At 68.7% G+C, this 24,512-nt stretch carries 27 protein-coding genes and 1 tRNA gene; 13 read left to right on the top strand and 15 right to left on the bottom strand.

The window, feature by feature from the left end:
- Positions 1-6 precede the first annotated feature (6 nt).
- On the bottom strand, positions 7-672 hold the full coding sequence (locus tag EDF69_RS05145; RefSeq protein ID WP_132882457.1) for a uracil-DNA glycosylase: 666 nt from the start codon (positions 670-672) through the stop codon (positions 7-9).
- 23 nt (positions 673-695) lie between these two features.
- On the opposite strand from EDF69_RS05145, the gene folK reads away from it, so the two are divergent.
- From folK to EDF69_RS05130, 3 genes are all read left to right on the top strand, one after another.
- A complete protein-coding gene (gene folK / locus EDF69_RS05140) occupies positions 696-1,190 on the top strand; it encodes a 2-amino-4-hydroxy-6-hydroxymethyldihydropteridine diphosphokinase (RefSeq protein WP_132882456.1) in 495 nt (164 codons plus the stop codon).
- A 69-nt stretch (positions 1,191-1,259) separates the two neighbouring features.
- A tRNA-Lys gene (locus EDF69_RS05135) sits at positions 1,260-1,335 on the top strand.
- A 93-nt stretch (positions 1,336-1,428) separates the two neighbouring features.
- Positions 1,429-2,160 (top strand): phosphatase PAP2 family protein, encoded by a 732-nt coding sequence (locus EDF69_RS05130; protein ID WP_132882455.1) that lies wholly within the window; start codon positions 1,429-1,431, stop codon positions 2,158-2,160.
- Here EDF69_RS05130 and galE read toward each other — a convergent pair.
- A complete protein-coding gene (galE, locus tag EDF69_RS05125) occupies positions 2,137-3,138 on the bottom strand; it encodes a UDP-glucose 4-epimerase GalE (protein WP_132882454.1) in 1,002 nt (333 codons plus the stop codon). The genes EDF69_RS05130 and galE overlap by 24 nt on opposite strands.
- A gap of 163 nt (positions 3,139-3,301) precedes the next feature.
- On the opposite strand from galE, the gene msrA reads away from it, so the two are divergent.
- Positions 3,302-3,850: a peptide-methionine (S)-S-oxide reductase MsrA gene (gene msrA, locus EDF69_RS05120; RefSeq protein ID WP_132882453.1), complete on the top strand. Its 549-nt coding sequence runs from the start codon at positions 3,302-3,304 to the stop codon at positions 3,848-3,850.
- A gap of 35 nt (positions 3,851-3,885) precedes the next feature.
- Here the strand turns inward: msrA and EDF69_RS05115 are convergent, their stop codons facing one another.
- The 4 genes from EDF69_RS05115 to EDF69_RS05100 all read right to left on the bottom strand — a co-directional run bounded on the left by EDF69_RS05115 (position 3,886) and on the right by EDF69_RS05100 (position 6,147).
- A complete protein-coding gene (locus tag EDF69_RS05115) occupies positions 3,886-4,836 on the bottom strand; it encodes an L-threonylcarbamoyladenylate synthase (protein WP_165889976.1) in 951 nt (316 codons plus the stop codon).
- Positions 4,837-4,891: 55 nt separating this feature from the next.
- Positions 4,892-5,116: a hypothetical protein gene (locus EDF69_RS05110; protein WP_125959132.1), complete on the bottom strand. Its 225-nt coding sequence runs from the start codon at positions 5,114-5,116 to the stop codon at positions 4,892-4,894.
- A 63-nt stretch (positions 5,117-5,179) separates the two neighbouring features.
- The gene (locus EDF69_RS05105; protein WP_132882452.1) at positions 5,180-5,530 is read right to left on the bottom strand and encodes a GntR family transcriptional regulator; all 351 of its coding nucleotides are present in this window, start codon (positions 5,528-5,530) and stop codon (positions 5,180-5,182) included.
- A 38-nt stretch (positions 5,531-5,568) separates the two neighbouring features.
- Positions 5,569-6,147, bottom strand: coding sequence for a nitroreductase family protein (locus tag EDF69_RS05100; RefSeq protein WP_132882495.1), 579 nt, complete (start codon positions 6,145-6,147; stop codon positions 5,569-5,571).
- A 114-nt stretch (positions 6,148-6,261) separates the two neighbouring features.
- Between EDF69_RS05100 and EDF69_RS05095 the strand changes: the two genes are divergently transcribed.
- The 5 genes from EDF69_RS05095 to EDF69_RS05075 all read left to right on the top strand — a co-directional run bounded on the left by EDF69_RS05095 (position 6,262) and on the right by EDF69_RS05075 (position 12,898).
- Entirely contained in the window at positions 6,262-7,908 is a 1,647-nt protein-coding gene (locus EDF69_RS05095; protein WP_132882451.1) for a peptide MFS transporter, read from the top strand.
- A gap of 137 nt (positions 7,909-8,045) precedes the next feature.
- Entirely contained in the window at positions 8,046-9,566 is a 1,521-nt protein-coding gene (locus EDF69_RS05090; RefSeq protein ID WP_132882450.1) for an efflux transporter outer membrane subunit, read from the top strand.
- Positions 9,566-10,975 (top strand): efflux RND transporter periplasmic adaptor subunit, encoded by a 1,410-nt coding sequence (locus EDF69_RS05085; RefSeq protein WP_132882449.1) that lies wholly within the window; start codon positions 9,566-9,568, stop codon positions 10,973-10,975. The genes EDF69_RS05090 and EDF69_RS05085 overlap by 1 nt, the downstream gene beginning before the upstream one ends.
- Positions 10,965-11,690, top strand: a complete 726-nt coding sequence (locus tag EDF69_RS05080; RefSeq protein WP_132882448.1) for an ATP-binding cassette domain-containing protein — start codon at positions 10,965-10,967, stop codon at positions 11,688-11,690. Before EDF69_RS05085 ends, EDF69_RS05080 begins: the two co-directional genes overlap by 11 nt.
- Positions 11,690-12,898 carry an ABC transporter permease gene (locus EDF69_RS05075; RefSeq protein WP_132882447.1) on the top strand — a complete coding sequence of 403 codons (1,209 nt, stop codon included), beginning with the start codon at positions 11,690-11,692 and terminating at the stop codon, positions 12,896-12,898. The genes EDF69_RS05080 and EDF69_RS05075 overlap by 1 nt, the downstream gene beginning before the upstream one ends.
- Here EDF69_RS05075 and EDF69_RS05070 read toward each other — a convergent pair.
- The 8 genes from EDF69_RS05070 to glpX form a co-directional block, all read right to left on the bottom strand.
- Positions 12,867-13,484 (bottom strand): nucleotidyltransferase family protein, encoded by a 618-nt coding sequence (locus EDF69_RS05070; protein WP_132882446.1) that lies wholly within the window; start codon positions 13,482-13,484, stop codon positions 12,867-12,869. The genes EDF69_RS05075 and EDF69_RS05070 overlap by 32 nt on opposite strands.
- Positions 13,471-14,394 carry an XdhC family protein gene (locus EDF69_RS05065; protein WP_132882445.1) on the bottom strand — a complete coding sequence of 308 codons (924 nt, stop codon included), beginning with the start codon at positions 14,392-14,394 and terminating at the stop codon, positions 13,471-13,473. Before EDF69_RS05065 ends, EDF69_RS05070 begins: the two co-directional genes overlap by 14 nt.
- 45 nt (positions 14,395-14,439) lie before the next feature.
- The gene (locus tag EDF69_RS05060; RefSeq protein WP_132882444.1) at positions 14,440-16,662 is read right to left on the bottom strand and encodes a molybdopterin cofactor-binding domain-containing protein; all 2,223 of its coding nucleotides are present in this window, start codon (positions 16,660-16,662) and stop codon (positions 14,440-14,442) included.
- Complete coding sequence (locus EDF69_RS05055) at positions 16,659-17,636, bottom strand: FAD binding domain-containing protein (protein WP_132882443.1); 978 nt, start codon at positions 17,634-17,636, stop codon at positions 16,659-16,661. The genes EDF69_RS05060 and EDF69_RS05055 overlap by 4 nt, the downstream gene beginning before the upstream one ends.
- On the bottom strand, positions 17,633-18,148 hold the full coding sequence (locus EDF69_RS05050) for a 2Fe-2S iron-sulfur cluster-binding protein (RefSeq protein ID WP_132882442.1): 516 nt from the start codon (positions 18,146-18,148) through the stop codon (positions 17,633-17,635). The genes EDF69_RS05055 and EDF69_RS05050 overlap by 4 nt, the downstream gene beginning before the upstream one ends.
- Positions 18,149-18,241: 93 nt before the next feature.
- A complete protein-coding gene (locus EDF69_RS05045) occupies positions 18,242-20,107 on the bottom strand; it encodes a CocE/NonD family hydrolase (protein ID WP_239555300.1) in 1,866 nt (621 codons plus the stop codon).
- 50 nt (positions 20,108-20,157) lie between these two features.
- Positions 20,158-20,901 (bottom strand): CPBP family intramembrane glutamic endopeptidase, encoded by a 744-nt coding sequence (locus EDF69_RS05040; RefSeq protein WP_132882441.1) that lies wholly within the window; start codon positions 20,899-20,901, stop codon positions 20,158-20,160.
- Positions 20,898-21,863: a class II fructose-bisphosphatase gene (gene glpX / locus EDF69_RS05035; protein WP_132882440.1), complete on the bottom strand. Its 966-nt coding sequence runs from the start codon at positions 21,861-21,863 to the stop codon at positions 20,898-20,900. The genes EDF69_RS05040 and glpX overlap by 4 nt, the downstream gene beginning before the upstream one ends.
- A 139-nt stretch (positions 21,864-22,002) precedes the next feature.
- Between glpX and EDF69_RS05030 the strand changes: the two genes are divergently transcribed.
- Positions 22,003-22,359: a hypothetical protein gene (locus EDF69_RS05030; protein ID WP_125959147.1), complete on the top strand. Its 357-nt coding sequence runs from the start codon at positions 22,003-22,005 to the stop codon at positions 22,357-22,359.
- A gap of 1 nt (position 22,360) precedes the next feature.
- Here the strand turns inward: EDF69_RS05030 and EDF69_RS05025 are convergent, their stop codons facing one another.
- Positions 22,361-22,762, bottom strand: coding sequence for a hypothetical protein (locus EDF69_RS05025; protein ID WP_132882439.1), 402 nt, complete (start codon positions 22,760-22,762; stop codon positions 22,361-22,363).
- Between the two features lie 76 nt (positions 22,763-22,838).
- On the opposite strand from EDF69_RS05025, the gene EDF69_RS05020 reads away from it, so the two are divergent.
- From EDF69_RS05020 to EDF69_RS05010, 3 genes are all read left to right on the top strand, one after another.
- The gene (locus EDF69_RS05020; RefSeq protein WP_132882438.1) at positions 22,839-23,171 is read left to right on the top strand and encodes a DUF6496 domain-containing protein; all 333 of its coding nucleotides are present in this window, start codon (positions 22,839-22,841) and stop codon (positions 23,169-23,171) included.
- 75 nt (positions 23,172-23,246) lie between these two features.
- The gene (locus EDF69_RS05015) at positions 23,247-24,104 is read left to right on the top strand and encodes an SDR family oxidoreductase (protein WP_132882437.1); all 858 of its coding nucleotides are present in this window, start codon (positions 23,247-23,249) and stop codon (positions 24,102-24,104) included.
- Positions 24,105-24,169: 65 nt separating this feature from the next.
- Entirely contained in the window at positions 24,170-24,505 is a 336-nt protein-coding gene (locus EDF69_RS05010; RefSeq protein ID WP_204991318.1) for a DUF2934 domain-containing protein, read from the top strand.
- Positions 24,506-24,512: the final 7 nt, after the last annotated feature.

The following is a 24,512-nucleotide window of genomic DNA, read 5'->3' as shown; positions in this document are numbered from 1 at the left end:
GCAGCGTCAGGCGGCGACCGCGTCGCGCAGCTGCAGCGCCCGCTCGAACACCGCCTCGAACATCGGCTGGGTCAACCGGCCGGTGTTCTGGTTGTAGCGCGAGCAGTGGTAGCTATCGATCAGGATCCGGCCGTCGGGCATGCGGTGCTCGGCGAGGTGGCCGAACTTGGCCTTAGGCAGCTTTCCGCCGAGCGCCTTCACCGCTGACTGGTGGGCGATCTGGCCGAGCGCCACGAACACGCGCACGCGCGGCAGCGCGGCGATCGGCGCCTCCAGGAAGGGGCGGCAGGTACGGATCTCCTCCGGCGTCGGCTTGTTCTCCGGCGGCAGGCAGCGCACCGCGTTGACGAGCATCACGCCCTTCAACTCCAGCCCGTCGTCGGGCCGGGCGTCGAACACCCCCTCGGACAGGCCGAACTTGGCGAGCGTGTCGTAGAGCAGCGCCCCAGCATAATCTCCGGTGAAGGGCCGCCCGGTGCGGTTGGCGCCATGCTTGCCCGGTGCGAGGCCAATGACTCCGAGCCAGGCATCCGGATCGCCGAACGCAGGCACCGGCGCGTTCCACCAGTCCGGATACTCCTGCCGCAGCGATTCGCGAAAAGCCACTAGGCGGGGGCAGAGCGGGCAATCATGAGGGGGTTCGGTGGCGCGAAGCGGACTGGCAGCAGACATGGGGCTGCGGTAGGCGCGAGGGCATGGCAAGGGCAAGCTATGCGATCGCGATCGGGTCCAATCGCCGTGGCCGTCACGGCAGCCCGGAGCGTGAGGTAGGGGCCGCGCTGGAGGCGCTGGGCGGCGTGGTCGCCGTCGCGCCGGTGATCCGCAGCGCGCCGCTCGGCCCCTCGCTGCGGCGCTACGCCAACACGGTCGCGCTGGTGGAAAGCCCGCTCTCTCCGCCCGAGATGCTGGCGCGGTGCAAGGCGATCGAGCGCAGCTTCGGGAGGCGGCGCGGGCGGCGCTGGGGAACGCGGGTGCTCGACCTCGACCTGGTGCTCTGGTCGGGGGGGCCCTGGGCGAGCCGCGGCCTCGTCGTTCCGCATCCGGCATTCCGAACCCGTGATTTCGTGCTCACCCCCCTCGCGCAACTCGTGCCCGACTGGCGCGACCCGGTAAGCGGGCTCCGTATTCGCCAGCTCGCGCAGAGACTGCGACGCGCCCGGGCGGTTGACCCGGCGGCTTCGGCTCCGTAGGGCGCGCGGCACGTACCGCGTCGTGGGGCGTTTCCCAGGCGGATCGCGTTTGCAACGACGGAATGGTGAGGGCTCGTAGCTCAGTCGGTAGAGCAACGGACTTTTAATCTGTAGGTCCCGGGTTCGAATCCCGGCGAGCCCACCACTTCCCCGCAACGCCGCTGCGCTCCCTCGCCGAAACCGGCTTTCTCCTCCGTCCCCGATTGCCTCGGCGCGTGTAGGCTGCGACACGCAGGCCATGGCTCCCTCTCTCCTGCCCCTGGGCCACGAGACGCGTGCATCCGGACGCCGGCCATGGCCGCTGATCGCGGGCGTGCTCGTTGCGGTCGCCCTGCTTGGATTGCTGTTCCTCGCTTCGGTGATCGCACGCGGCGACGCGCTGGCGTTCGATCAGACGCTGATCCTGGCAATGCGCGTGCCGGGCCATCCGGACGTGCCGATCGGCCCCGCCAAGCTGCCGTCGATCGCTCGCGACATCACGGCGCTTGGAAGCGGAACGGTTCTTACCCTGGTGGTGACGCTTGCGACGATCCTGCTGCTGCTCCGCCGCCTCTGGCGGACTGCGGCGCTGACGCTGGCGGCGACGATCGGCGGGGGCATCATGGTGTCGCTGCTCAAGCAGCTGTTCGAACGCGCCCGGCCGGACCTGGTCGAGCATCTGATGCGCGAGACCTCGGCCAGCTTTCCGTCCGGCCACAGTGCGAACAGCGCCATCGTCTATCTGACGGTCGCGACGCTGCTGTTTCCGATGATCCGGCAGGCCCGCGTACGGCTGTTCGTGATCGGCGCCACGATGACGATCGTGGCACTGATCGGTGTCAGCCGAGTGTACCTGGGCGTGCATTGGCCGAGCGACGTGCTCGCCGGCTGGATCTTCGGCGCGCTGTGGGCGCTCGGCTGGTGGCGGGTGGAGCTGGCGCTGCTCGCCCGCACCGCCCGCCGCGGATCAGCCCTCAGCCCGCTCGGCTAGGGCGCGTTCCCAGGCGAGCGCATCTGCGACGATGCGGTCCAGGTCGTCATGCTGCGGTCGCCACGGCAGCGCGGCGAGGATCGCGCGGTTGTCGGCTACCAGCGCATCGGGGTCTCCCGGTCGACGCCCTTCCATGCGGCGCTCGATCTTCAGGTTGGTCACCCGGTCGACGGCATCGAGGACCTGGTTCACCGAATAGCCCCGGCCATAGCCGCAGTTGAGCGTGTGGCTTTCGCCCGGTTCGGCGATCAGCAGGTCGAGCGCATGTACGTGCGCCGCCGCCAGGTCCGACACGTGGATATAGTCGCGCACCCCGGTCCCGTCCTCGGTCGCGAAGTCGGTGCCGAACACGGAGACGTGGCTGCGCTTGCCGGTCGCGGCCTCCACCGCCACCTTGATCAGGTGCGTCGCGCCTGCGGTGGACTGGCCCGAGCGCCCCTGCGGGTCCGCGCCCGCGACGTTGAAATAGCGCAGCGCGCAATAGTTGATCGGGTGCGCGGCGGCGACGTCCTTCAGCATGATCTCGGTCATCAGCTTGGACATGCCATAGGGATTGATCGGCGCCTTGGGCGAGTCCTCGCGGATCGGCACCTGGTCGGGAATGCCATAGGTCGCGGCGGTCGACGAAAAGATGAAGTGCTTCACCCCGCAGGCAACCGCGCTTTCGATCAGCGAGCGGCTCGCGGCGGTGTTGTTGCGATAGTATTTGAGCGGATCCGCGACGGATTCCGGCACCACCACCGATCCCGCAAAGTGCATGACCGCCAGGACATCATGCGCGCGCATGGCGGCACGCACCGCATCCTCATCCTCGATCGCCGCCTGGACCAGCGTTGCGCGCGGATCTACCGCCCAGGCGAACCCGGTCACGAGATTGTCCACCACCACCACGCGCCAGCCGGCGTCCAGCAGGGCCAGCACGGCATGACTGCCGATGTACCCTGCCCCGCCCGTTACCAGGATCGACCCTTCGCGCATGCTCAATCCCCTTTGCTTTGGGCGCACGCCTAGCAGCGGTGATTGTGCCGGGCGAGCGCCTTCCTATCTCTAGGCGACGAACGCGCGCGGGGCTGCGGTCGGAAGCACCGCTTTCGATCCAATTCCCTCCGCGCGCGCTCGCGGATTTGTCAGGAGATGTTTGATGGCTACCGAAGTCGCGACCTTTGCGGGCGGCTGTTTCTGGTGCACCGAGGCGGTGTTCCGCGACGTGATCGGCGTGGAGTCGGTCGAGAGCGGCTATATCGGCGGCACCGTGCCGAACCCGACCTACAAGCAGGTGTGCGGCGGCGACACGGGCCATGCCGAAGCGATCCGCATCACCTATGACGCCGACCAGATCAGCTATGACGAGATGCTCGACATCTTCTTTGCGACGCATGACCCGACGCAGCTGAACCGTCAGGGCAACGACATCGGAACGCAGTACCGGTCGGCGATCTTCCCGCACGACGCCGATCAGGAAGCGCGCGCGCGTGCCGGTATCGAGCGCGCGGGCGAAAGCGGCGGCAAGATCGTCACCACGATCGAGCCGCTGGGCGAATGGTACCCGGCCGAGGGCTATCACCAGGAATATTGGGAAGGCGAAGGCCAGCGGAACCCCTATTGCATGGCGGTGATTCCGCCCAAGCTCCAGAAGCTACGCAAGAGCTTCGCGGCACGTTCCAAGGCAGCGGCGCCGACCGCAGCCTGACCTTCATGGGCGGCGCGGGCAGCTCCCGCGCCGCCTTAGACGGCTGCGCGCGTTAGGCGGTCGTTGATCGCGACGCCCAGCCCCTCGCGCGTGACCGGCGCGACGGCGATCCGCGCCTTCGGCGCTGCATCCGCACGGTGCAGGCAATCGAACAGCCGCGCTGCCGCCTCGGTGAGATCGCCCGCGGCCGACAGCGTGTCATCGCCCGCCACCGGCCCGAAGCCGATCAGCCACTCGTCCGCTTGCGCAGCCGTGGCATCGAGCCGCACCGGCTTGCCGGGCGCATAGTGGCTGGCGAGTTGCCCCGGCGCCTCAATCCCGCTGCCCGCCGCCCCGGGCAGGGCTCCCGTGACGGCCGCCACCTGCTCGGCCGTGATCGGCCCCGGACGCAGGAGACGCATGGTACCATCGGTGCAGGCGAGGATCGTCGACTCCAGGCCGCGTTCAGTCGGGCCGTCATCGAGCACCAGCGGGATACGCCCGTTCAGGCTCGCCACCACATGCTCCGCCCGGGTTGGGCTGATGCCGCCGCTGGCGTTGGCCGACGGCGCCGCGAGCGGCCTGCCCGTCGCGGCAAGCAACGCCTGCATCGCGCGGTGCGCCGGCACCCGGATGGCGATGCTCGAAAGGCCGGCCGTCACCAGCGAGGCGATCCCCGAATCCTCCCGAAGCGGCAGGACGAGGGTCAGTGGCCCCGGCCAGAAAGCGTCCGCCAGCCGCCCGGCGTACGCATCGAAATGGGCCAACGCCTCTGCCGCGGTGCGATCGGGCAGGTGAACGATCAGCGGGTTGAAGCTGGGGCGCCCCTTGGCGGCATAGATGGACGCAACGGCCTCGGCATTCGTGGCGTCCGCTGCGAGGCCGTACACCGTCTCCGTGGGAACGGCGACGCACTGTCCATCGGCGATGCGCTGCGCTGCCTCGGCCACCGCATCGGGGCCGTACGGCAGGCAGCGTGGGATCGGCAGGGCGGCAGGCGACGGCACGGGACCGCCGCTATCCTGCGGGCTCCCTGCGGACAAGAGGCGATCGCGCCGGTCGTCAGGCCGCCAGGAGCGGCGGTCGGGGAGACGTGCGGGTCACCCCGTTGCCGAGGCTGTGCACGCCGCTGATCGGCAAGGCGGTATGGCAGAACGCGCACTCGGCCGACATGCGGCCGACGAACCAGTGGCTCTGCCCGCATCCCGGGCAATGGTTCGTCTCTGATAGCCGGTACGCGACCCGATACCCGGTCGCGCCGGGCACGAAACTGCTGCTCTGCCGCATGATCTTTCCCCTTTATCAACAGGGGAGAACGTCGCCGAGTCGTGCGCGGTTCCCGACGAGGCGTCAGGCGTGCTCGAGCAGGTCGTGGAGATCCAGGCCGAGCAGTGCGATGTTCTCGCGCACCCGCGGCCAGGTGGCTGCCAGGAAACGTTCGCGCTCGGCGAGCCGCAGCCGTTCGGCGGCACCGGGCAGCACGAACATGCCGACTCCGCGCCGCACCTCGACGTACCCGTCGTCCTGGAAGGTCTGATACGCCTTGGCGACCGTCAGCGGGTTCGCCCCCTGCTCTGCGGCAAAAGCGCGGACCGACGGAAGCTGGTCCCCTGCCCGATATTCGCCGCGCAGGATGGCGGCTGCCACGATCGCGCGGAGTTTCAGGTAGACGGGGCTGTCGTCGTTCTCGATCACTGCCATGCTGCCTTAATACAGCAACCGTGCAGCGCGTCCACCCCTCAGCCGTCCCAGCGGCTTACCACCGAGGAGAGATCCGGCCGCGGCCGCTCCTCCAGGGGCTTACCTGCCGTGCCGATGAACACGAAGCCGACGACCCGTTCCGGATCGCCGCCGAACGCGTCGCGCACCGTCGGCGACATGCTCGGCCAGCCCGTGATCCAGCTTGCGACGAAGCCCATGGCATGGGCGGCGTGCAGCAGGTTCATGGCAGCGGCCCCGGCCGACATCTGCTGCTCCCACAGCGGGATGTGGCTATCGGGTCGGGGCGAGGACAGCACCACCACCAGGGTCGGGGCCGGCACGCCGAAGCTCGTCATCGCATCCAGCTCCAGCCGGCCGGCATCGGGCTTTTCCGTGCGATAGGCATCGGCCAGCATCGCGTTGAACGCCGCGCGCCGGTCGCCCGGCACCACGACGAAGCGCCACGGCGCCAACTTGCCATGGTCCGGCGTGCGCGCGGCAAGCGCGAGCATCGCGTCGATCTGCTCGGGCGTGGGGCCGGGAGCGACCATCTCGCGCGGCTTGCCCGAGCGGCGCGTGGCGAGCAGCGAGAGCGGCGTGGTGCGGTCGTTGAAGATCATGCAGCGGACCTAGCGGCATGGCGCGCAGGCAACAACTGCTTGGCACGCCGCGATTCTCCGCTAGTCTCGCGCGCCATGCACGCCAGGTGCCCGGGCAACCAGGGCGCCGCCATGGCTTCAAAGGGGAATCTAGTGGCTGTCATCCCGGCAATCGCCGTTGCCTTTCTGTTGGTACTGCTCGTCGGTGGCGCGTCCATCGCGATGAGCAGCAAGCCCGAGTTCGCAGGCCATCCCAAGGGCTTGTACGTCCTGTTCTTCGCCGAGATGTGGGAGCGCTTCTCCTACTACGGCATGCGCGCGCTGTTGGTGTTCTACCTCACCAAGCACTGGCTGTTCAGCGACGGCGAGGCCAATCTGATCTACGGCGCCTACAACAGCCTGGTGTACGTCACCCCGGTGCTGGGCGGCTATCTCGCCGACCGATATCTGGGCCAGCGCAAGGCCGTGCTGTTCGGTGCGATCCTGCTGACGATCGGCCACACGATGATGGGCTTCGAAGGCGACGGCGGCGGCAACAGCGGCGCCGCCATCAACGTCTTCTGGCTGGCGCTCGCCTTCATCATCGTCGGCACCGGCTTCCTGAAGGCCAACATCTCAGTGATCGTCGGCCAGCTCTATCCGCGCACCGACGTGCGCCGCGACGGCGCCTACACGATCTTCTACATCGGCATTAACACCGGTGCGACGCTGGGCACGATCCTGGCCGGCTGGCTGGGCGAGACCTACGGCTGGAGCTACGGTTTCGGTGCCGCGGGTGTCGGCATGCTGCTGGGCCTGATCGTCTTCGTCGGGTTCAAACCGCTGCTGCTGGGCCATGGCGAATCCCCCGATCCTGCGGCGCTGGCGCGCAAGGTCGGCGGTATCCGCTTCGAGCATGTGCTCTATGGCCTCGGCCTCGCCTCGATCGCCGTCGCCTGGGCGCTGATCCAGTACCGCGACGTGATCGAGGTACTGCTCGCCGTCAGCGGCTTCGCGCTGCTCGGCTATGTTCTGTTCCAGTCGTTCCGCGTGGACCGCGAGGCACGGCACCGGCTGTGGGTGATCCTGTTCCTGATCGCACTCAACCCGGTGTTCTGGGGCCTGTTCGAGCAGGCGGGCGGTTCGCTCAACCTCTACACCGACCGCTATGTCGACCGTCAGGGCGTGCCGGCGTCGATCTTCCAGTCGATCAACCCGCTCTACATCGTGCTGCTGGGCCCGGTCTTCGCCTGGCTGTGGGTGTGGCTGGGCAAGCGCGGGCTCGAACCGTCGACCCCGGCCAAGTTCGGCCTGGCCCTGCTCCAGGTGGGCTTCGCCTTCCTGGTATTCGTCTGGGGCGCCAATTCGGTCGGCCCGGGCGTCGCGACGCCGGTGCTGTTCGTGTTCCTGGTCTATCTGTTCCAGACTTCGGGTGAGCTCTGCCTGTCGCCGGTCGGCCTGTCGGCCATGAACCGGCTTTCGCCCAAGACGCTGGCTAGCCTGATCATGGGCGCCTGGTTCTACATGACGGCCGTCGGCCAGTTCGTCGCGGGCAAGATCGGCGAGGCGACCGGGGGCGAAGGCGGCGTGATGACCAAGGAAGGCACGCTCGCCGTCTACGACACCATCGGCTGGTGGACGATCGGCATCGGCGTGGCCGTGCTGCTGGTGTCGCCATTCGTGAAGCGGCTGATGCACCTCGAGACGCTGGAGGACGATGTCGACCATGCGCTCGCCGGCGAGCAGGAGATCGGCGAGCCCAAGGCAGCCGGCTTCAACACCAGCAACGAAACCCGCTGAGCGGCCGCCGGGGCGCTTCGAGCAAGCGCTCCGGCGACCCCTAGGGGACCTTCCACACGCAGACGGCCGGATCGACGTTACAATTCGCGACAAGAAAACAGTGGACGAAGCCGCCATACGCGGCTCTTGTCGCGCCCATGTCGATCCGGCGTCTTTCCGTTCTCCTCGCCGCTCCCGCCGTCCTGTCCGCCTGCGCGATGGGGCCGGATTACCGGCCCGCTTCCTCCGCGGAGCTCGGCGTCCCCGATCGCTACTCCGTCGCAGCGGACCAGAACCGGGGTGAGGATCTCGCGCGGTGGTGGGAACGCTTCAACGACCCGTTGCTGGACCAACTCGTAGCGGAAACGGCGGCCACCAACCTCGACGTAGCCCAGGCGGTCATCCGCCTGCGACAGGCACGCGAATCCCTGCTGCAGTCCCGCGCCAGCCTGCTGCCCAGCCTGTCGGGATCTGCCGGCTATTCGCGCAACTTCAACGTGCGCGGCGGAAATGCCGCGGTCACGCTTCCCGACGGCACCGTCACCAACATCAGTCGCGGCACCGGCGGCAGCTTCACGCTGGGCGCAGACGCCAGCTATCAGGCCGACCTGTTCGGTGGGGTCGGCCGCACGATCGAGGCCAGCCGCGCGAGCGAAGAGGCGAGCCGCTTCGACTATGCGACGGTGCTGATCGCGCAGCAGGCGGAGATCGCCCGCAACTACGTCACCGCCCGGCTTGCTCAGGCGCAGCTTGCCAATGCCCGCAGTTCGCTGGCGCTTCAGGACGACAATCTGGAGATCGCCGGCTTCCGCGTACAGGCAGGACTCGTCTCCTCGCTCGACGAGGAGACCGCGCGGGCCCAGCGGGCGCAGACTGCGGCCACCATCCCTACGATCGAAGCGAACTACAATTCGGCGGTTTCCCGTCTTGCCGTGCTGACGGGTCGCGCGCCCGGCGCGCTCAAGGAGGCGATGGCGGCCACGCGCCCGATCCCGATCGCCGCGACGCCGATCGGCGTGGGCATCCCCGCCGACACGCTCCGGCAGCGCCCCGACGTGTTGGCAGCGGAGCGCAACCTGGCCGCCGCGACGGCGCAGATCGGGGTGGCGCGGGCACAGCTCTATCCCGCGCTCGCGATCAGCGGCAGCATCGATACCAACGCCACCAGCCTCAGCGACCTTACCGACGTGATCAGCGGCGGCCTGTTTGCGGGACTCACCCAGACGATCTTCAACGGCGGGCGGCTGCGGTCGCAGGTCCGTTCGCAGGAAGCGGCGGCCGAAGGCGCGCTGCTCACCTATCGCTCGGCGGTACTGACGGCGCTGGAGGACGTGGAGAACGCCATTGTCGCGCTCGACGCGGCGCAGCGCCGCGCCCGGGAACTCGCGGTGGCGCTGGACGCCTCGCGCAACAGCGCGATCCTCTCGCGCAGCCAATATCGTGCGGGCCTGACCGACTTCACGACCTTGAATCAGGCCGAAGCCTCGCTGCTTTCGGCGAGCAACGGCCTCGTCCAGGCGCAGGCCGACCAGGCGAGCGCGCTTGTCCAGCTCTTCACCGCCCTGGGGGGCGGCTGGGAGGCCGCCGCCATTCCCAGCGGCGACACCCGTGACACTCCCCGCATCACCGGCAGCTTCCCCGCCGTCGCCCCGCCCGAACAGACCCCGCAGGATCGCTGATGGCCGACCCCACCTCCACCGAACTCAACGACTTCCTGGGCGCCAAGCCGGTGCCCCGCTGGCGGCAGCGATTGAAGTGGGTCGTCGTCGCGGTCGTCCTGCTGCTGCTGATCTTCGCACTGTCGCGCTGCTTCCGCGGTGCAGACGGCGTGTCCTATGCGACCGAGCCGGTGAACCGGGGCGCGTTGACCGTGACCGTCTCCGCCACCGGCAAGCTCGCCCCCACCAATCAGGTGGAGGTCGGTTCCGAACTCTCGGGCCTGATCACGGAGGTGGCGGTGGACGTCAACGACCGTGTGACCGCCGGCCAGCCGCTCGCCCTGATCGACCCCGAACGGCTCGACGACTCGATCCGACAGAGCCAGGCGGCGCTGAATGCCCGGCTGGCAGACGTGGCCACGGCCAAGGCGACCCAGCAGGAGTCGCGGGCGCAGCTGGCCCGGTTGGAAGAGGTAAGCCGCCTTTCGGGCGGACGGGTTCCGGCCAAGACGGAGCTGGAAACGGCACGCGCCGCCGCGGCCCGTGCGGTCGCCGCCGTGCGTGCGGCCGAGGCCAATGTCGTCTCCGCTCGCGCGCAGCTCAACTCGAACCAGACCGAGCGCACTCGCGCCGTCATCCGCTCGCCTGTGAACGGCGTGGTACTCGCCCGCCAGATCGAGCCGGGGCAGACGGTCGCCTCGTCGTTCAATACCCCCACCCTGTTCGTGATTGCCGAGGACCTCTCCTCGATGAAGCTCGAGGTCGCGATCGACGAGGCGGACGTGGGCCAGGTGAAGGAGGGCCAGCGCGCGGACTTTACGGTTGACGCCTTCCCGGGCGCCACCTTCCCGGCGCGCATCACCCGGGTCGACCTGGGTTCGAACCTGACGGCCAGCTCGACCTCATCCTCCTCCACCACGACGACCAGCACCACCGGCCAGGTCGTGTCCTATGCGGCGACGCTGAGTGTCGAGAACCCGGAGCTGCGACTGCGCCCCGGCATGACCGCGACGGCCGAGATCGTCACGGTCGAGCGCCCTCAGGTGCTGCTGGTGCCGAATGCCGCGCTCCGCTTCACGCCGGCAGCCGATACCGCCACGGCAGGCAGCGGCGGCGGCAGCGGCGGCATCACCGGCGCGCTCCTGCCGGGACCGCGGCGGCGCAGCAGCGGCGCGGAAAAGAGCGCGACGCGCCCCAAGAGCGGTCAGCAGACCGTCTACATCCTGGGCGAGGACGGAAAGCCGCAGCCGGTGCAGATCTCCACGGGCAACACCAACGGCCAGGTTACCGAAGTGGTGGGCGGCGGCCTGCGACCGGGCATGAAGGTCATCACCGGCCAGCTCGCGGCCGGGCAGACCGCGCCGGCAGACGGCGGCCAGTCGCGCGGGCAGCGCGGGACCGGCGGCGGGGGAGGCCAGCGTGGCCACTGACCCCGCCGCGCCGATCATCCGCCTGCGCAACATCACCAAGGTCTATGGTGAGGGGGCGACCCAGTTCCAGGCGCTGAAGGGCGTCGACCTGGACATTGCTGCCGGCGACTTCGTGGCGGTGATGGGGCCTTCCGGCTCGGGCAAATCGACGACCATGAACATCCTCGGCTGCCTCGACGTCCCCTCGAGTGGAACGTTCGAGTTCCGCGGGCATCATGTGGAGACCCTCGGGAACGACGAGCGCGCGCTGTTGCGGCGCCGCTATTTCGGCTTCGTGTTCCAGGGGTTCAACCTGCTCGCCCGCACCAGCGCGCTGGAGAACGTCGAACTGCCCTTGCTCTACCGCGGCGACGCCAAGGCCCAGCGTCGTGAGGCGGCGATGGCGGCGCTGGCCAAGGTCGGGCTCGAGCAATGGTGGGACCACACCCCGGCCGAGCTTTCAGGCGGCCAGCAGCAGCGCGTCGCCATCGCCCGGGCGATCGTGACGCAGCCCGACGTGCTGCTTGCCGACGAGCCGACCGGCAATCTCGATTCCGAACGATCCGTCGAGATCATGAAGCTGCTCAGCGAACTGAACGCACAGAGCGGCATCACCGTCCTGATGGTCACGCACGAACCGGACATGGCCGCGTTCGCACGCACCGTCATCCACTTCAAGGACGGGCTGGTCGAGCGCGTCGACCATAATCATCACCAGGGCGAGACGGTCGACTGATGCTGGGTACCACCATCCTGCTCGCCGTTCGTTCGATCCTGCGCCACAAGCTGCGATCGTTCCTGACGACACTGGGCATCATCATCGGCGTCGCTGCGGTGGTCACCATGGTGACGCTGGGCAAGGCGACCACCTCGGCCGTGCAGTCCCAGATCGCTGCACTCGGCACCAACATTCTTCAGATCCGCCCGGGCCAGGGCTTCGGACGCGGCGGCGGCGGCCCTCGCCCGCCCGACTTCAAGGAAGCGGACGTCGAGGCGATCCGCGAGCAGGTCGCGGGCGTCAACGCGGTTGCGCCCCAGGCCCAGTCGACCGCCACGGCGATCTACAACGGTGCCAACTGGTCGACCACGATCAACGGCACCACCAACGACTATTTCCGTGTGCAGCCCTGGCCGCTTACCTCCGGCCGGACCTTCCAGCCGGCCGAGGAACAGGCGGGCAAGGCGGTCTGCATTATCGGCAACACGGTTCGGCAGAACCTGTTCCGGGGCGGCGAAGCGGTCGGCCACCGGTTCCGCATCGGCAATGTCTCGTGCGACGTGATCGGAACGCTTTCGACGCGCGGCCAGGCAGGCTTTGGCGGCGACCAGGACGACGTGGTCATCATGCCGATCAAGACGGTGCAGCGCCGCTTCACCGGCAGCCGCGACATCCGGCTGCTACTGGTAGGCGTCGATGCCGCCTATGAAAGCAGCACGGTGCAGGCGTCGATCAGCGACCTGCTGCGTGAGCGCCGGAACATCAGCGGCGGCAAGGAGGATGACTTCAACATCTTCGACACCGCGCAGATCTCCGCCACGCTGACCGGCACGACGACCCTGCTTACCGGCATCGTCACCGCCGTCGCCGCGATCAGCCTGGTCGTGGGCGGGATCGGCATCATGAACATCATGCTGGTCTCCGTAACCGAGCGCACGCGGGAGATCGGCATCCGCCTGGCGATTGGGGCGGTCGCGCGCGAGGTGCTGATGCAGTTCCTGGTGGAGGCGATCGCGCTGTCCTGCCTGGGGGGTGTCGTCGGGCTGGTGATCGCGCAGCTGGCGGTGCTCGCCCTCGCCCCGGTGATGCAGGTCCCCTATTTGTTCGAACCGCAGATCAACCTCATCGCCTTTGCGATCGCAGCGCTGATCGGCGTGGTGTTCGGCTATTTCCCGGCGCGGCGGGCCGCGGGGCTCAATCCGATCGACGCGCTCCGGCACGAATGACCGTCTTGACCTCATAGGCAGCGCGCAGCGCCGCCAAGTCTTCGGGCGTGTCGATGTCGATCAACTCGTCCGCGCGCGTGATCACATGGTGCCCGCCACGCACCAGGGCGCGGGCGCCCTCGTCCCCGCAGCAACGCAGCAGGTCGGGGAAGTGCGCGGCCCCGAACAGCGCCGGGGGCGTCGGGTGAACGCCGTTGCTGGACGCGATCACGGCATCCGGCCCCTCTGCATAGTCGAGGAGCCGATAGATGTGCGTGGCAGTCACCCGCGGCATGTCGGCAAGCGCGATCAGCACCGCGGACGCTCCCTGGTCGATCGCCGCCTGCACGCCCAGCCGTAGCGATCCGGCCTGGCCATCCGCGGCCTCCGGGTTCTCGACCACGGTGTAGCCACGCGATGCGAAGTCCAGGCTGGTCTGGCAGACCACCGCGATCCGGCAGCGGAACGGCACCGCCTCCAGCGCCGTCACCACATGATAGGCGAGCGGCTGGTCGAGGAAGGGCTCGGTGAGCTTGTCCACGTCGCCGAACCGGCGCGAGCGGCCGGCCGCGAGCAGCACCAGCGCAGTGTCTTCAGCGCGGAGCATGAAAGGCCTGGACCATCGCCGCGGCGATCGACAGCGCGATCTCCGCAGGCCCGATCGCGCCGATCGAGAGCCCGACCGGGCCGTCGATCCGCGCCAGCGCATCGGCGGACACGCCGGCCGCGGCCAGCCGCTCCAGCCGCGCGGCATGGCTGCGCTTCGATCCCAGCGCGCCGACATAGGCCGCGGGGCTCGCAAGCGCGGCGATCAGTGCGGGATCGTCGATCTTGATGTCATGGCTGAGCGTGACCACCGCGGTGGCGGGATCGGGGCGCAGCGCTTCGATCGCCTCGTCGGGCCAGCGATCGTCGAGCACCACCCCGGGGAAGCGCTCTTCGGTAAGAAAGCGCGCCCGAGGGTCGATCACCACCGTGGCGATCCCCAGCGTCGTGGCGAGCGCCGCGAGCGATTGGGCGATCTGCACCGCACCGACGATCAGCAGCCGTCGCGGCGGATCATAGCGGTTGCGGAAGACTTCGGCCGAGCCTTCGTCGCGGAGCGTACTATGGCCCGTCTCCAGATCCGTCTCGACCGTCAGCGCCTGGCCGTCGGCACGCAGCTCGGCGATGCGGTCGAACAGTTCGGGATCGAAGCCCGTGGCGGAGACCGGCTGGACGATCACCTCGATCTCGCCGCCGCAGGGCAGCCCGACTTCCCAGGCAGCCGCATCGGCCACGCCGTAGCGCTTGCGCTGGAACGGCGCGCCGGCGATCACCTCGGCGGCGGTGGCGAGGATATCGCTCTCCACGCACCCGCCCGACACCGAGCCTTCGAACCGGCCATCGGCGTGGACCAGCATATGGCTCCCGCGCGGGCGCGGCGCCGATCCCCAGGTCGAGATCACCGTGGCGATGGCGAGCGGCTCGCCCTGCCAGGCGCGCGCGGCGGAAAGGACGCTGTCGTTATCGGCCATCGGCACCCGCTCGCAGATCCGCAGCGCCGCAGCAACCGTTGCGGCTCATACGGCCGGCAGTCCGGGCAGCAGCTTGTCGAGCGTCAGCGGATAGTCACGGATCCGCACACCGGTCGCGTTGTAGATCGCATTGGCGACGGCCGCGCCCGCGCCCGAGATGCCGAGCTCGCCCAACCCCTTCGACTGGAGCGGGTTGGCGAACTGGTCGCGCTCGGGAAGGAAATGCACCTCGATGTGCGGGATGTCGGCATTCACCGGCACGTGATATTCGGCGAGGTCGTGGTTCACGACCCGTCCCGAGCGCGGATCGTGCACCACTTCTTCCGTCAGCGCCGCGCCGATGCCGAACACGATGCCGCCGATGCACTGCGATCGCGCGGTCTTTTCGTTGAGGATCCGCCCGGCGGCAAAGGTTGAGACGAAGCGCTTCACGCGCACCTCGCCGGTGACGGCGTTCACCCGCACCTCGCAGAAGTGCGCGCCGTAGGAGGCCTGGCGCCGCTCCTCCTCCAGCTTGCCCGGCTTGATGGTGCCCTCGGCAGAGAGCCCTTCCCCCACCAGCGAGGAAAGCGGAACGCTGCGGTTCTGCGCGATTGCCCGCCCGTCCTTGAGCGTGAGTTCCTCCTCGGTGCAGCCCATGGCCGCGGCGATCTTTGCGCGGAGCGCCTCGCACGCGAGATAGACGGACGATCCGCTGCTGCTGGCGCCCCAGGAGCCGCCCGAACCCGCACCCGGCGGCGTGTCCGTATCCCCCAGCCGCACGTCGATCCACTCGGGCCGGAGCCCCAGCAGCTCGCCGGTGATCTGCGCGAGGATCGTGTAGGTACCGGTGCCGATGTCGGTCATGTCGGTTTCGACCGTCGCACGACCGTCTGCCCCGATCGAAACCCGCGCCTGCGATTCCTGCAGCTGGTTGGAACGCGCGGACGCGGCCATGCCGTGGCCGATCAGCCATTCACCCTCGCGCCGAGCGCCCGGTGTCGGATCGCGATCCTTCCAGCCGAACGCCGCGGCACCCTCGTCCAGACAGCGCGTCAGCTGGCGGGTGGAGAAGGGAACGCCCTTCAGCGGATCCTGCTCGGGATCGTTGATCTTGCGCAGCTCGACCGGGTCGATGCCCAGCTTTTCCGCAAGCTCGTCCATCGCGGCTTCGAGCGCGAGCATCCCCGCCGCCTCTCCGGGCGCGCGCATCGAGCCCGACAGCAGCCAGTCCATCGGCAACAGGTCGTGGGTGATGCGGCGGTTTTCGCCGGCGTAGAGGAAGTGGGTCGAGACACCGGCGGGCTCGAAATATTCCTCCCCCTCGATGTTGCTCGACACGGTCTCGTGCACGACCGTCGTCAGTCGCCCGTCCGCGCCGGCGCCGAGCCGTATCCGCTGGTGCGTGTTGGAGCGGCGGACGGTAGCGTCGAACACCTGCTGGCGGCTCATCACCGTCTTCACCGGCCGGCCGAGCTTGCGGGCCGCAAGCGCCGCTGCGACCACCTCCGGCGCGATACCGAGCTTGGAGCCGAAGCCGCCGCCCACATAGGCCGAGATGATGCGGACCTTCTTCGGCTTCATCCCCAAGGCCTGCGCAAGCTGCTGCTTGTCGGAGGCGGGCATCTGGTAGGAGCCATAGACCGTCAGCGCATCCCCTTCCCACACCGCCGTCGAGGCATGCGGCTCCATCGCGGCGCTGTTCTGGCTGGGTGTGGTCCAGACGGCGTCGAGCACCACCGGTGCCTGCGCCAGCGCCGTGTCCGGGTCACCGGTCGCGACATGCGGCTCGGTCGATCCGCCCTTGGGCTTGTGCGCCTCGTGCAGGCGACTGTCGAATTCGAACAGCCCCGGCTTGTCCTCCACGGCCACGTGCACGCGAGCGGCGGCATCTCGCGCCTGTTCGAAAGTCTCGGCGACGACGATCGCGACCACCTGGCCGAAATAGTGGATTTCCTCGACGCCCTGCGTCGGCGCCTTGTTGGAGCCGCCCTGCTGCGGGTTGCGGATGAAGGTGTCGAGGTCGACCACCACATCGAGCACCCCCGGCATCGCCAGCGCCGCGGCCGTGTCGATGCCGGTGACGCGGGCACGTCCGGCTTTCGCCTGCACCAGATAACCGTACGCCAGGTCCGGCAGCGCATATTCCGCCGAATAGGTCGCCCGTCCGGCGACCTTCAGGGGCCCGTCGATGCGGTTGAGCGGCCGGCCGATCAGCCCCTGCGTGCCGATATCGAGCAGGCTGGCGGGGACGGGCACGTCCATCTTGAGCGTGGTGCTGTCGCTCATGCGGTGAGCTCCTTGAGGGTCGCGATCAGGACGCGGCGCGCGAGCGGGATCTTGAAGTCGTTGTGACCATAGCCGCGCGCGTCGCGCAGCAGCGTGTCGGCCGCGGTCGCAAACAGCGCGTCGGAAGGCGCCTGGCCCACCAGCACTTCCTCCACGGTGCCGTCCCGCCACGGCATGTGCGCAAGTCCACCGAAGGCGAGCTTTGCCGACGCGATGCGTCCGTCCTCGACGGCGATCGCCGCCGCCACCGACACCAGCGCAAAGGCATAGGAAGCACGATCACGTACCTTGCGGTAAAGCTGCCGCCCCGGCGGCGGGGCTGGCAGCTCGATATGGGTGATGAGCTCGCCCGGGCGGAGCACGTTCTCGATGTGCGGGGTGTCGCCGGGCAGGCGGTAGAAGTCGGCGATCGGCAGGCGGCGGCGATCGCCATCCGGCAGCTGGGTCGCGACCGTCGCGTCCAGCAAGCGCATCGCGACCGCCATGTCCGACGGATGCGTCGCAATGCACGCCTCGGACGCGCCCAGCACGGCATGGATGCGGTTGAAGCCGTCGCGGGCCGCGCAGCCGCTGCCTGGCGTTCGCTTGTTGCAGGCGTCGCCGGTCTCGTAAAAGTAGTAGCAGCGCGTCCGCTGGAGCAGATTACCCCCGGTCGACGCCTTGTTGCGCAGCTGCCCCGACGCCCCCGCCAGCAGCGCCCGCGACAGCGCCTCGTACCGCTGCCGTACCAGCGGGTGGGCGGCGAGATCGGCGTTGGGCACGAGCGCACCGATGCGCAGGCCGCCGTCCTCCGTCTCCTCCACCTGGTTCAGGTCGAGGCGGCTGATGTCGACGATCTGCTCGGGCGTCTCCACCTGCAGCTTCATCAGATCGAGCAGGTTGGTGCCGCCCGCGATGAACTTCGCACCATCGACCGTACCTGCCCGCGCGGCGTCCTCGGGCGTGGTCGCCCGCGCATATTGGAACGGCTTCATTCCGCCGCCTCCGCCAGCCGCTGGCTCTCGGCCGCCTCGCGGATCGCCTCGACGATGTTGGGATAAGCCGAGCAGCGGCACAGATTGCCGCTCATCCGCTCCTGGATCTCCGCGTCGGTGAACTCCACCGAGTCGAGGTCCGCGGTGACATGGCTCGGCCAGTCCTTTGCGATCTCGTCCAGCATGCCCATCGCCGAGCAGATCTGGCCCGGCGTGCAATAGCCGCACTGGAAGCCGTCGTGCTTCACGAACGCCGCCTGCATGGGGTTCAAGGCGCCGGGGGCACCCAGACCCTCGATCGTCGTGATCTCGTCGTCCTGGTGCATCACCGCCAGCGTCAGGCAGCTGTTGATGCGACGTCCGTTGACCAGCATCGTGCAGGCGCCGCACTGGCCGTGGTCGCAGCCCTTCTTGCTGCCGGTCAGCCCCAGATGCTCGCGCGCAAGGTCGAGCAGCGAGGTGCGCACGTCCACCTCCGCCGTATAAGTCTGGCCGTTGATCCTGAACTGCATCGGGCGCTCCTCCCTGGAAAAGGAGCAACGCCGGGACGCGGCGCTATTTCCTGTTGCGATCCACTCGCAAGGAAATAGCGCCCGATCGCCGCCTCAGCGAATGACGGGCAACGTCACCTTGCTGCCGGTGCACACCCGCTGGGTCGCCTTCACAAAATCTTCCGACTTCGCCTTGTAGATGTTGGGCACGAACTTCTGCGGGTTCCGGTCGATCACCGGGAACCAGCTCGACTGCACCTGCACCATGATGCGGTGGCCTGCCTTGAACACATGATCATGGTCGCGCAGCGGAACGTCCCAGGCGCGCACCTGGTTCGGGACCAGCGGCTTGGCCGTCGACCAGTCGTCGAGCCAGCGCCCGCGCCGCACCTCCATCGCGATCGGCAGGCGATAGCCGTTGAGCGACTTGCCGTAGTTGCCCATCTGCGCCGGAGACGGCGTGGGCTCGACGTTGTCGGGATAGACGTCGATCAGCTTGACCACCATGTCGCTGTCGGTGCCGGAGGTGGAGGCCATCAGCGTCGCCGCCACATCGCCCGTCACCGTCAGATCCTTCTCGAGCGGCGCACTCGTCCAGCTGAGCACGTCCGGGCGGTTCTCCACGAAGCGCTGGTCCGCTGCCTCCCACCACCGCCATTCCAACGACGGATAGGTGGGCGAGATCGGCCGCTCGCGGAACGGCACCGGGTTGGCAGGATCGGACACGAACTCGCGGCACTGGCCGGCGTCTCCCGCGCCCTCGAACGACAGCGAGCCGTCTGCGCGCAGGTAGAGTGCGGTCGCGGTTGTGCCGGGCGCGGGCCATTTGCGATAGCTCTTCCACGTCCAGCTGCCCGACTGGAACATCTTCGCCTCGAACCCCGGCTTCGGTCCCTTGCCGTGCAGCCAGTAGCGGAAGAACGGCGCCTCGATGTCGCGGCGGAAATCGGTACCGCTGGTGCCGGGGATCGGAAAATGGCCCATGTCGCTTGCCGCCTGGCGCCAGCTGCCGTGCGCCCAGGGGCCGCCCACGATCATGTTGTTGTTGGCCGGATCATCGGCCTCCATCTTTTCATAGATCTTCCAGCTGCCGAGCGGGTCCTCCTGATCCCAGAAGCCGGCTACATGCAGCGTCGGCACGGTCGAGCGGCCCAGCCGGTCGGTCCAGTGCTGGCCCTTCCAGAAGCTGTCGTAATCCGGGTGCTCGATCATCTGCGTCAGCTGCGGCACGCTGCCCTTGAAGTGGCGCTTGTCGAGGTTCTCGATCGGCCCGAGCTTCAGGAACCATTCGTAGCTGTCGTAGGCGCCGGTTTCGAAGCTCTCGCCCTGCTTGTTGTTCTGGAGCGGGTAGAGCCAGTCGGTCGCATAGGAGAGCCGCATCGCGCCGTAGCGATGCAGGTCGTCGTTGATCCACCAGTCGTTCCACGCCGCCTGGGGGCTGACGGCCTTGAGCGCCGGATGCGGACGGGCGAGCGCGACGGCGGCCGCATAACCGGGGTAGGACACGCCCATCATGCCGACGCGCCCGTTGTTGGCAGGCACGTTCTTCACCAGCCAGTCGATCGTGTCATAGGCGTCGGTCGCCTCGTCCACGCCCTGTGCCCCCTGCGGCTGGAGCGCCATCGACATGGTGAACGTGCCTTCGCTTTCGAAGCGGCCGCGCATGTTCTGGTGGACGAGGATGTAGCCGTCCGGCTCCATGAACTCGAGGCTGCGCTCGCGGCCGACCGCGCTGGCAGGCGGCACGCCATAGGGCGAGCGCTGGAGCAGGATCGGTAGCGGACCCTGCTTGTCGAGCGGCCGGCGGATCACCGTCTGCAGACGGGTGCCGTCGCGCATCGGCACCATCACTTGGCTGTAGCTGTAGCGCGCCTGGGGAGCGGCAGGGGCCGCCTGCTGCGGCTGGGCGCCTGCCAGCGATCCCGCGCTGGCACCCGCCAGCAGCAATGCCATTCCCGTCAGCGCCCGTCCCAGCATCATCGTTCTTTCCCCTTCATTCCGGCGTAGTATTGAAGCAACACACCAGGCCGTCAATGCCTCCGCCATGCACCGGCAAAGGCCGGGCGCAGGACCAGGCTGTTGAGGTCGAGCAGCACATGGGCGAGCATCGCCAGCCACAGAGCGCCGCTGTAGAGATAGAGGGCGGCGAACAGCCCGCCGACCAGCGTCGTGGCGGCCATGCCGGCAAGCCGTTGATAGCCATGCGCCAACCCGAACAGCAGCGTCGCGACACCGAAGCCGGCAAGGGCGCTGCCGCTCGCCTCGGCCACGAGCAGAGGCAGCAGCAGCCGGAAGAAGAGCTCCTCCACGATCCCGACCGTGATCGCGACCGCAGCGCCCCAGCGTAGCTCGGTGCGGGAACGCGGCAGCAACCCGCCGACGTGGCCGATGTGGAGGTCGCCGCGGCCCCGCCGGCGGCGCCAGGCGGCGATCAGCAGGCCGACGCCAGCGCCCCCTGCAAGCCCGCCCGCCACTGCTGCGGCGAGCAAACCGGCGTCCGCCGGAACCCCCTGCCCGACCAGCGCGGCACGGACGACGAGGGCGAGCGGCACGAACGCGTCCGGGAGCCGCTGCAGGGTGTCGAGCTGCCCGAGAAGCGCCAGCACCAAGAGCGGAACCGCGCCGAACAGCAGCCACGCCCGTGCGGTCCAGCGTCGCAGCCGCTGCACGCGGGAGCGGCCTGCCCCTGGGCCGCGCCAGCGCCGCAGCACCGCTTCACCCTTCAGGAACCAGACGTAGCTCGCGAGTGCCAGCGCGAGCAGCGCCAGGATCATGCGTCGATGCGGTGCTCGCCCTTGACCCAGCGCACCGTGCCGGAGCTGGCGCGCATCACCACGCTTTCGGTGGTCATCTTGCCGCGCATGCGCTTCACGCCAGCGAGCAGCGACCCGTCCGTGACGCCCGTCGCGGCGAAGATGCAGTCGCCGCGCGCCAGTTCGGTCAGGTCATACTGCTTGTCGAGGTCGGTCACGCCCCATTTGGCCGCCCGCGCGCGCTCGTCGTCATTGCGGAACAGCAGCCGGCCCTTGAACTGGCCGCCGACACAGCGCAGCGCAGCACAGGCGAGCACGCCCTCCGGAGCACCGCCGGTGCCCATGTAGACGTCGATCGTGGTGTCGGGATCGGTGGTCGCGATCACCCCGGCCACGTCGCCGTCGCCGATCAGCACCACGCCGCAGCCGATCGCGCGCAGCTCCGCGATCAGCGCCTCGTGGCGCGGGCGGTCGAGCACGCAGGCGATGATCTCGTGCGGCTTCACGCCCTTGGCCGCGGCGATCGCCTCGACGTTCTGGGTCGGCGTCTTGTCCAGGTCGATGACGCCCGCGGGATAGCCTGGGCCGACGGCGATCTTGTCCATGTAGACGTCCGGAGCGTTCAGCAGCCCGCCTTCCTCGGCGATCGCCAGCACCGCCAGGCTGTTCGGCCCAGCCTTGGCGCAGATGGTGGTGCCTTCCAGCGGATCGAGCGCGATGTCGATTGCAGGGCCCTGGCCGGTGCCGACCTTTTCGCCGATGAACAGCATCGGCGCCTCGTCGCGCTCGCCCTCGCCGATCACGACGGTGCCGTCCATGTCGAGCCCGTTGAGCGCTTCCCGCATCGCCTCGACGGCGGCGGCATCCGCCGCCTTCTCGTCGCCACGTCCCACCAAGGTGGAGGCGGCGATGGCGGCGGCTTCGGTCACGCGGACCATCTCCAGCACGAGGACGCGATCGAGAACCTGGCTGGCGGTCTGCATGGCTGTGCTTCTGCTCCGGATGATGATGGGTCGGCGATAGGGAAGGCGTGCCCGCTTGTCGAGCGAAGGCGCTGGCGTTTCGCGTCGGATCCTGCACACTCGGCCGGTTCCGATTCGCGCGTGCCCCCGGGAGGTGCCGATGCCGTTCGATCTGCTGCTGGTGGTGATGGCGCAACAGGCGAACGTGGACGCCGCAATGGCGCAATATCGGGAAGCGACACGGGCCGAGTACCGGTGCGAGGCAGATGCGGAATCGGGCGAAATCGTCGTGTGCGCCCTGCGCGATGCCGACGAGTACCGCGTGCCGATCCTGGAACCCACGCCGGGAGACCCGCGCATCATCGACGCGATCGGAGAACGCGAGCGGCTGGTGAAGATGCCGCATCTCGCCTGCGGGCTTGCCGCCTCCTACGAAGGCTGCGGCATGATCGGTGCGACCGCGACCGCGAACAGCCGAGGCGTCGGCGTGTCGAAACCGCGGCCGATCGCACCCTGAGTTAGAAGCGGGCAGGCCGCAGCCGGATCGGGATCGGCGCGTCCAACCGCTGCCAGCCGCGTTCTGCCAACAGCCGGTTGCTCTCCACCGGCTTGCGTCCGGCGTCGCGATCCAGCGACCAGGTGATGTGATAGGTGCTGCCGTCGCTGCGGGCGGTGCTGCCGCCGATCGCGACGACCAGCGCCTGCAGCCCTTCTCCGTCGTCGGCCCAGCCGACCACCTCGCCCGCCTCTTCGGTCGGCAGGGGCGTCCCTGGGCCGGTTCCGGAACGCAAGGTGACGTGGTCCGCGACCGTGTTCGGCCAGCGCGGCGGGAACCGCGCCAGCAGTGCTGCGCGTTCGCTCGCGTCCAGCTTCCATCCGACGACCGTTCCGCCGCCCGCTCCCCGTTCCGGCTGTGCCATTTCTCGCCTCCGCGCGTTGTCCGAGCGACTGAGCGCGCCGCAGGTCCGCGCGTTCCATGCGCCCGAGGAGAGCACCATGGCCAAACAGAGCAAGGCCCAGAAGGACACGATGGAACGAGTCCTGCACGAGTTCAAGGAAGGCGAGCTGGAGTCCGGCTCGGGACGCAAGGTGAAGAGCCGCAAGCAGGCGGTCGCGATCGCACTGAGCGAGGCGGGCGCGTCCAATCAGCAGAGCCCCTCCGAGAACAAGCGCCGGCTCGCTCAGACCAAGCGACGGGAGCGCAGCAGCGGCGGAAAAGGCGGTCGCGATGGCCCCACCAAGGCAGAGCTGTACGAGAAGGCGAAGAAGCAGGACGTCCCCGGTCGTTCCAAGATGAGCAAGGCCGAGCTGGAGAAAGCCGTCGGCTGAGCATTCTCCTGCGCCGCACGCATGACGCCGGAACCCGCCTCCCCGTCGGCCGTTCGCGGAGCGAAGGAGCCACACATGACCGATCGCCCGATGCCGCCGCAGCCCGAACAGCAGCAATCGCCCCCCGGCACCACGGCAGCAATGAACCCGCGGCCGGACCATGGCGAGCATAGCTACCGCGGCTCCGGGCGCCTGGCGGGTCGCCGCGCGATCATCACCGGCAGCGACAGCGGCATCGGCCGCGCGGTGGCGATCGCCTTCGCCCGAGAAGGGGCCGACGTGCTGATCTCCTACCTGAACGAAGACGAGGATGCGCGGGAGACGGCACGCCTGGTGGAGGATGCCGGACGCAAGGCGGTGCTGGTGCCGGGCGACATCGGCGACGCGGCGCACTGCCGAGCGATCGTGGACAAGGCCGTGGAAGCGTTCGGCGGGCTCGACATCCTGGTCAACAACGCCGCCCACCAGATGACGTTCGAGGCGATCACCGACATTCCGGACGAGGAGTGGGACAAGACCTTCCGCACCAACATCCACGCGATGTTCTATCTGACCAAGGCCGCGGTGCCTCACATGCAGCCAGGGTCCGCGATCATCAACACGACCTCGGTCAACGCCGATACGCCCAAGCCGACGCTGCTCGCTTATGCCACCACCAAGGGCGCGATCCAGAACTTCACCGGTGGGCTGTCGCAGCTTCTGGCGGAGAAGGGCATCCGGGCGAACTGCGTCGCACCCGGTCCGATCTGGACGCCGCTGATCCCGTCCACGATGCCGCCGGAGCAGGTCGAGAACTTCGGCAAGGACGTGCCGATGGGCCGCGCCGGCCAGCCCGCGGAGCTTGCCCCCGTCTACGTGATGCTCGCCAGCGAAGAGGCCAGCTACGTGTCCGGTGCGACGGTGGCGGTGACGGGCGGCAAGCCGATCCTGTAACCCCTTTCGCAAGCGCAACGACTGCGGCAACAATCCCGGCACATGCCGGACCTGGGAGAGTGAAGTTGAACGATCGAGAGCACCGTATCCGCGAGCGCGCCCATGCGATGTGGCTGGAGGAAGGCCAGCCTGAAGGCGAGCATGAACGCCATTGGGACGCCGCCTGCCGCGAGATCGACGCCCAGGCCGCGGCCTCGACGGATAGCGAAGTGACGCCGGCGCCAAAGAAGGCGCGTACGTCGCGCAGCACCGCTCCCAAGACGACGCCGGCCGCCCAGGCCGCGACGGCGGGCGAGGGCGTCGCAGCCGTCGCGGAGGCGCCCAAGGCGAAGCGAGCGGCCGGCCCGAAGAAGGCGGCGAGCACCCCCGCCAAGCGCAAATCGGGCAGCGCCAAAGCCTGATCGCCGG

The organism is Sphingomonas sp. JUb134 (genome assembly GCF_004341505.2).
In the GTDB taxonomy this organism is placed as follows: domain Bacteria; phylum Pseudomonadota; class Alphaproteobacteria; order Sphingomonadales; family Sphingomonadaceae; genus Sphingomonas.
Note: the sequence above shows the minus strand (reverse complement) of the source record. Positions and strands in the feature narration are given on the sequence as shown.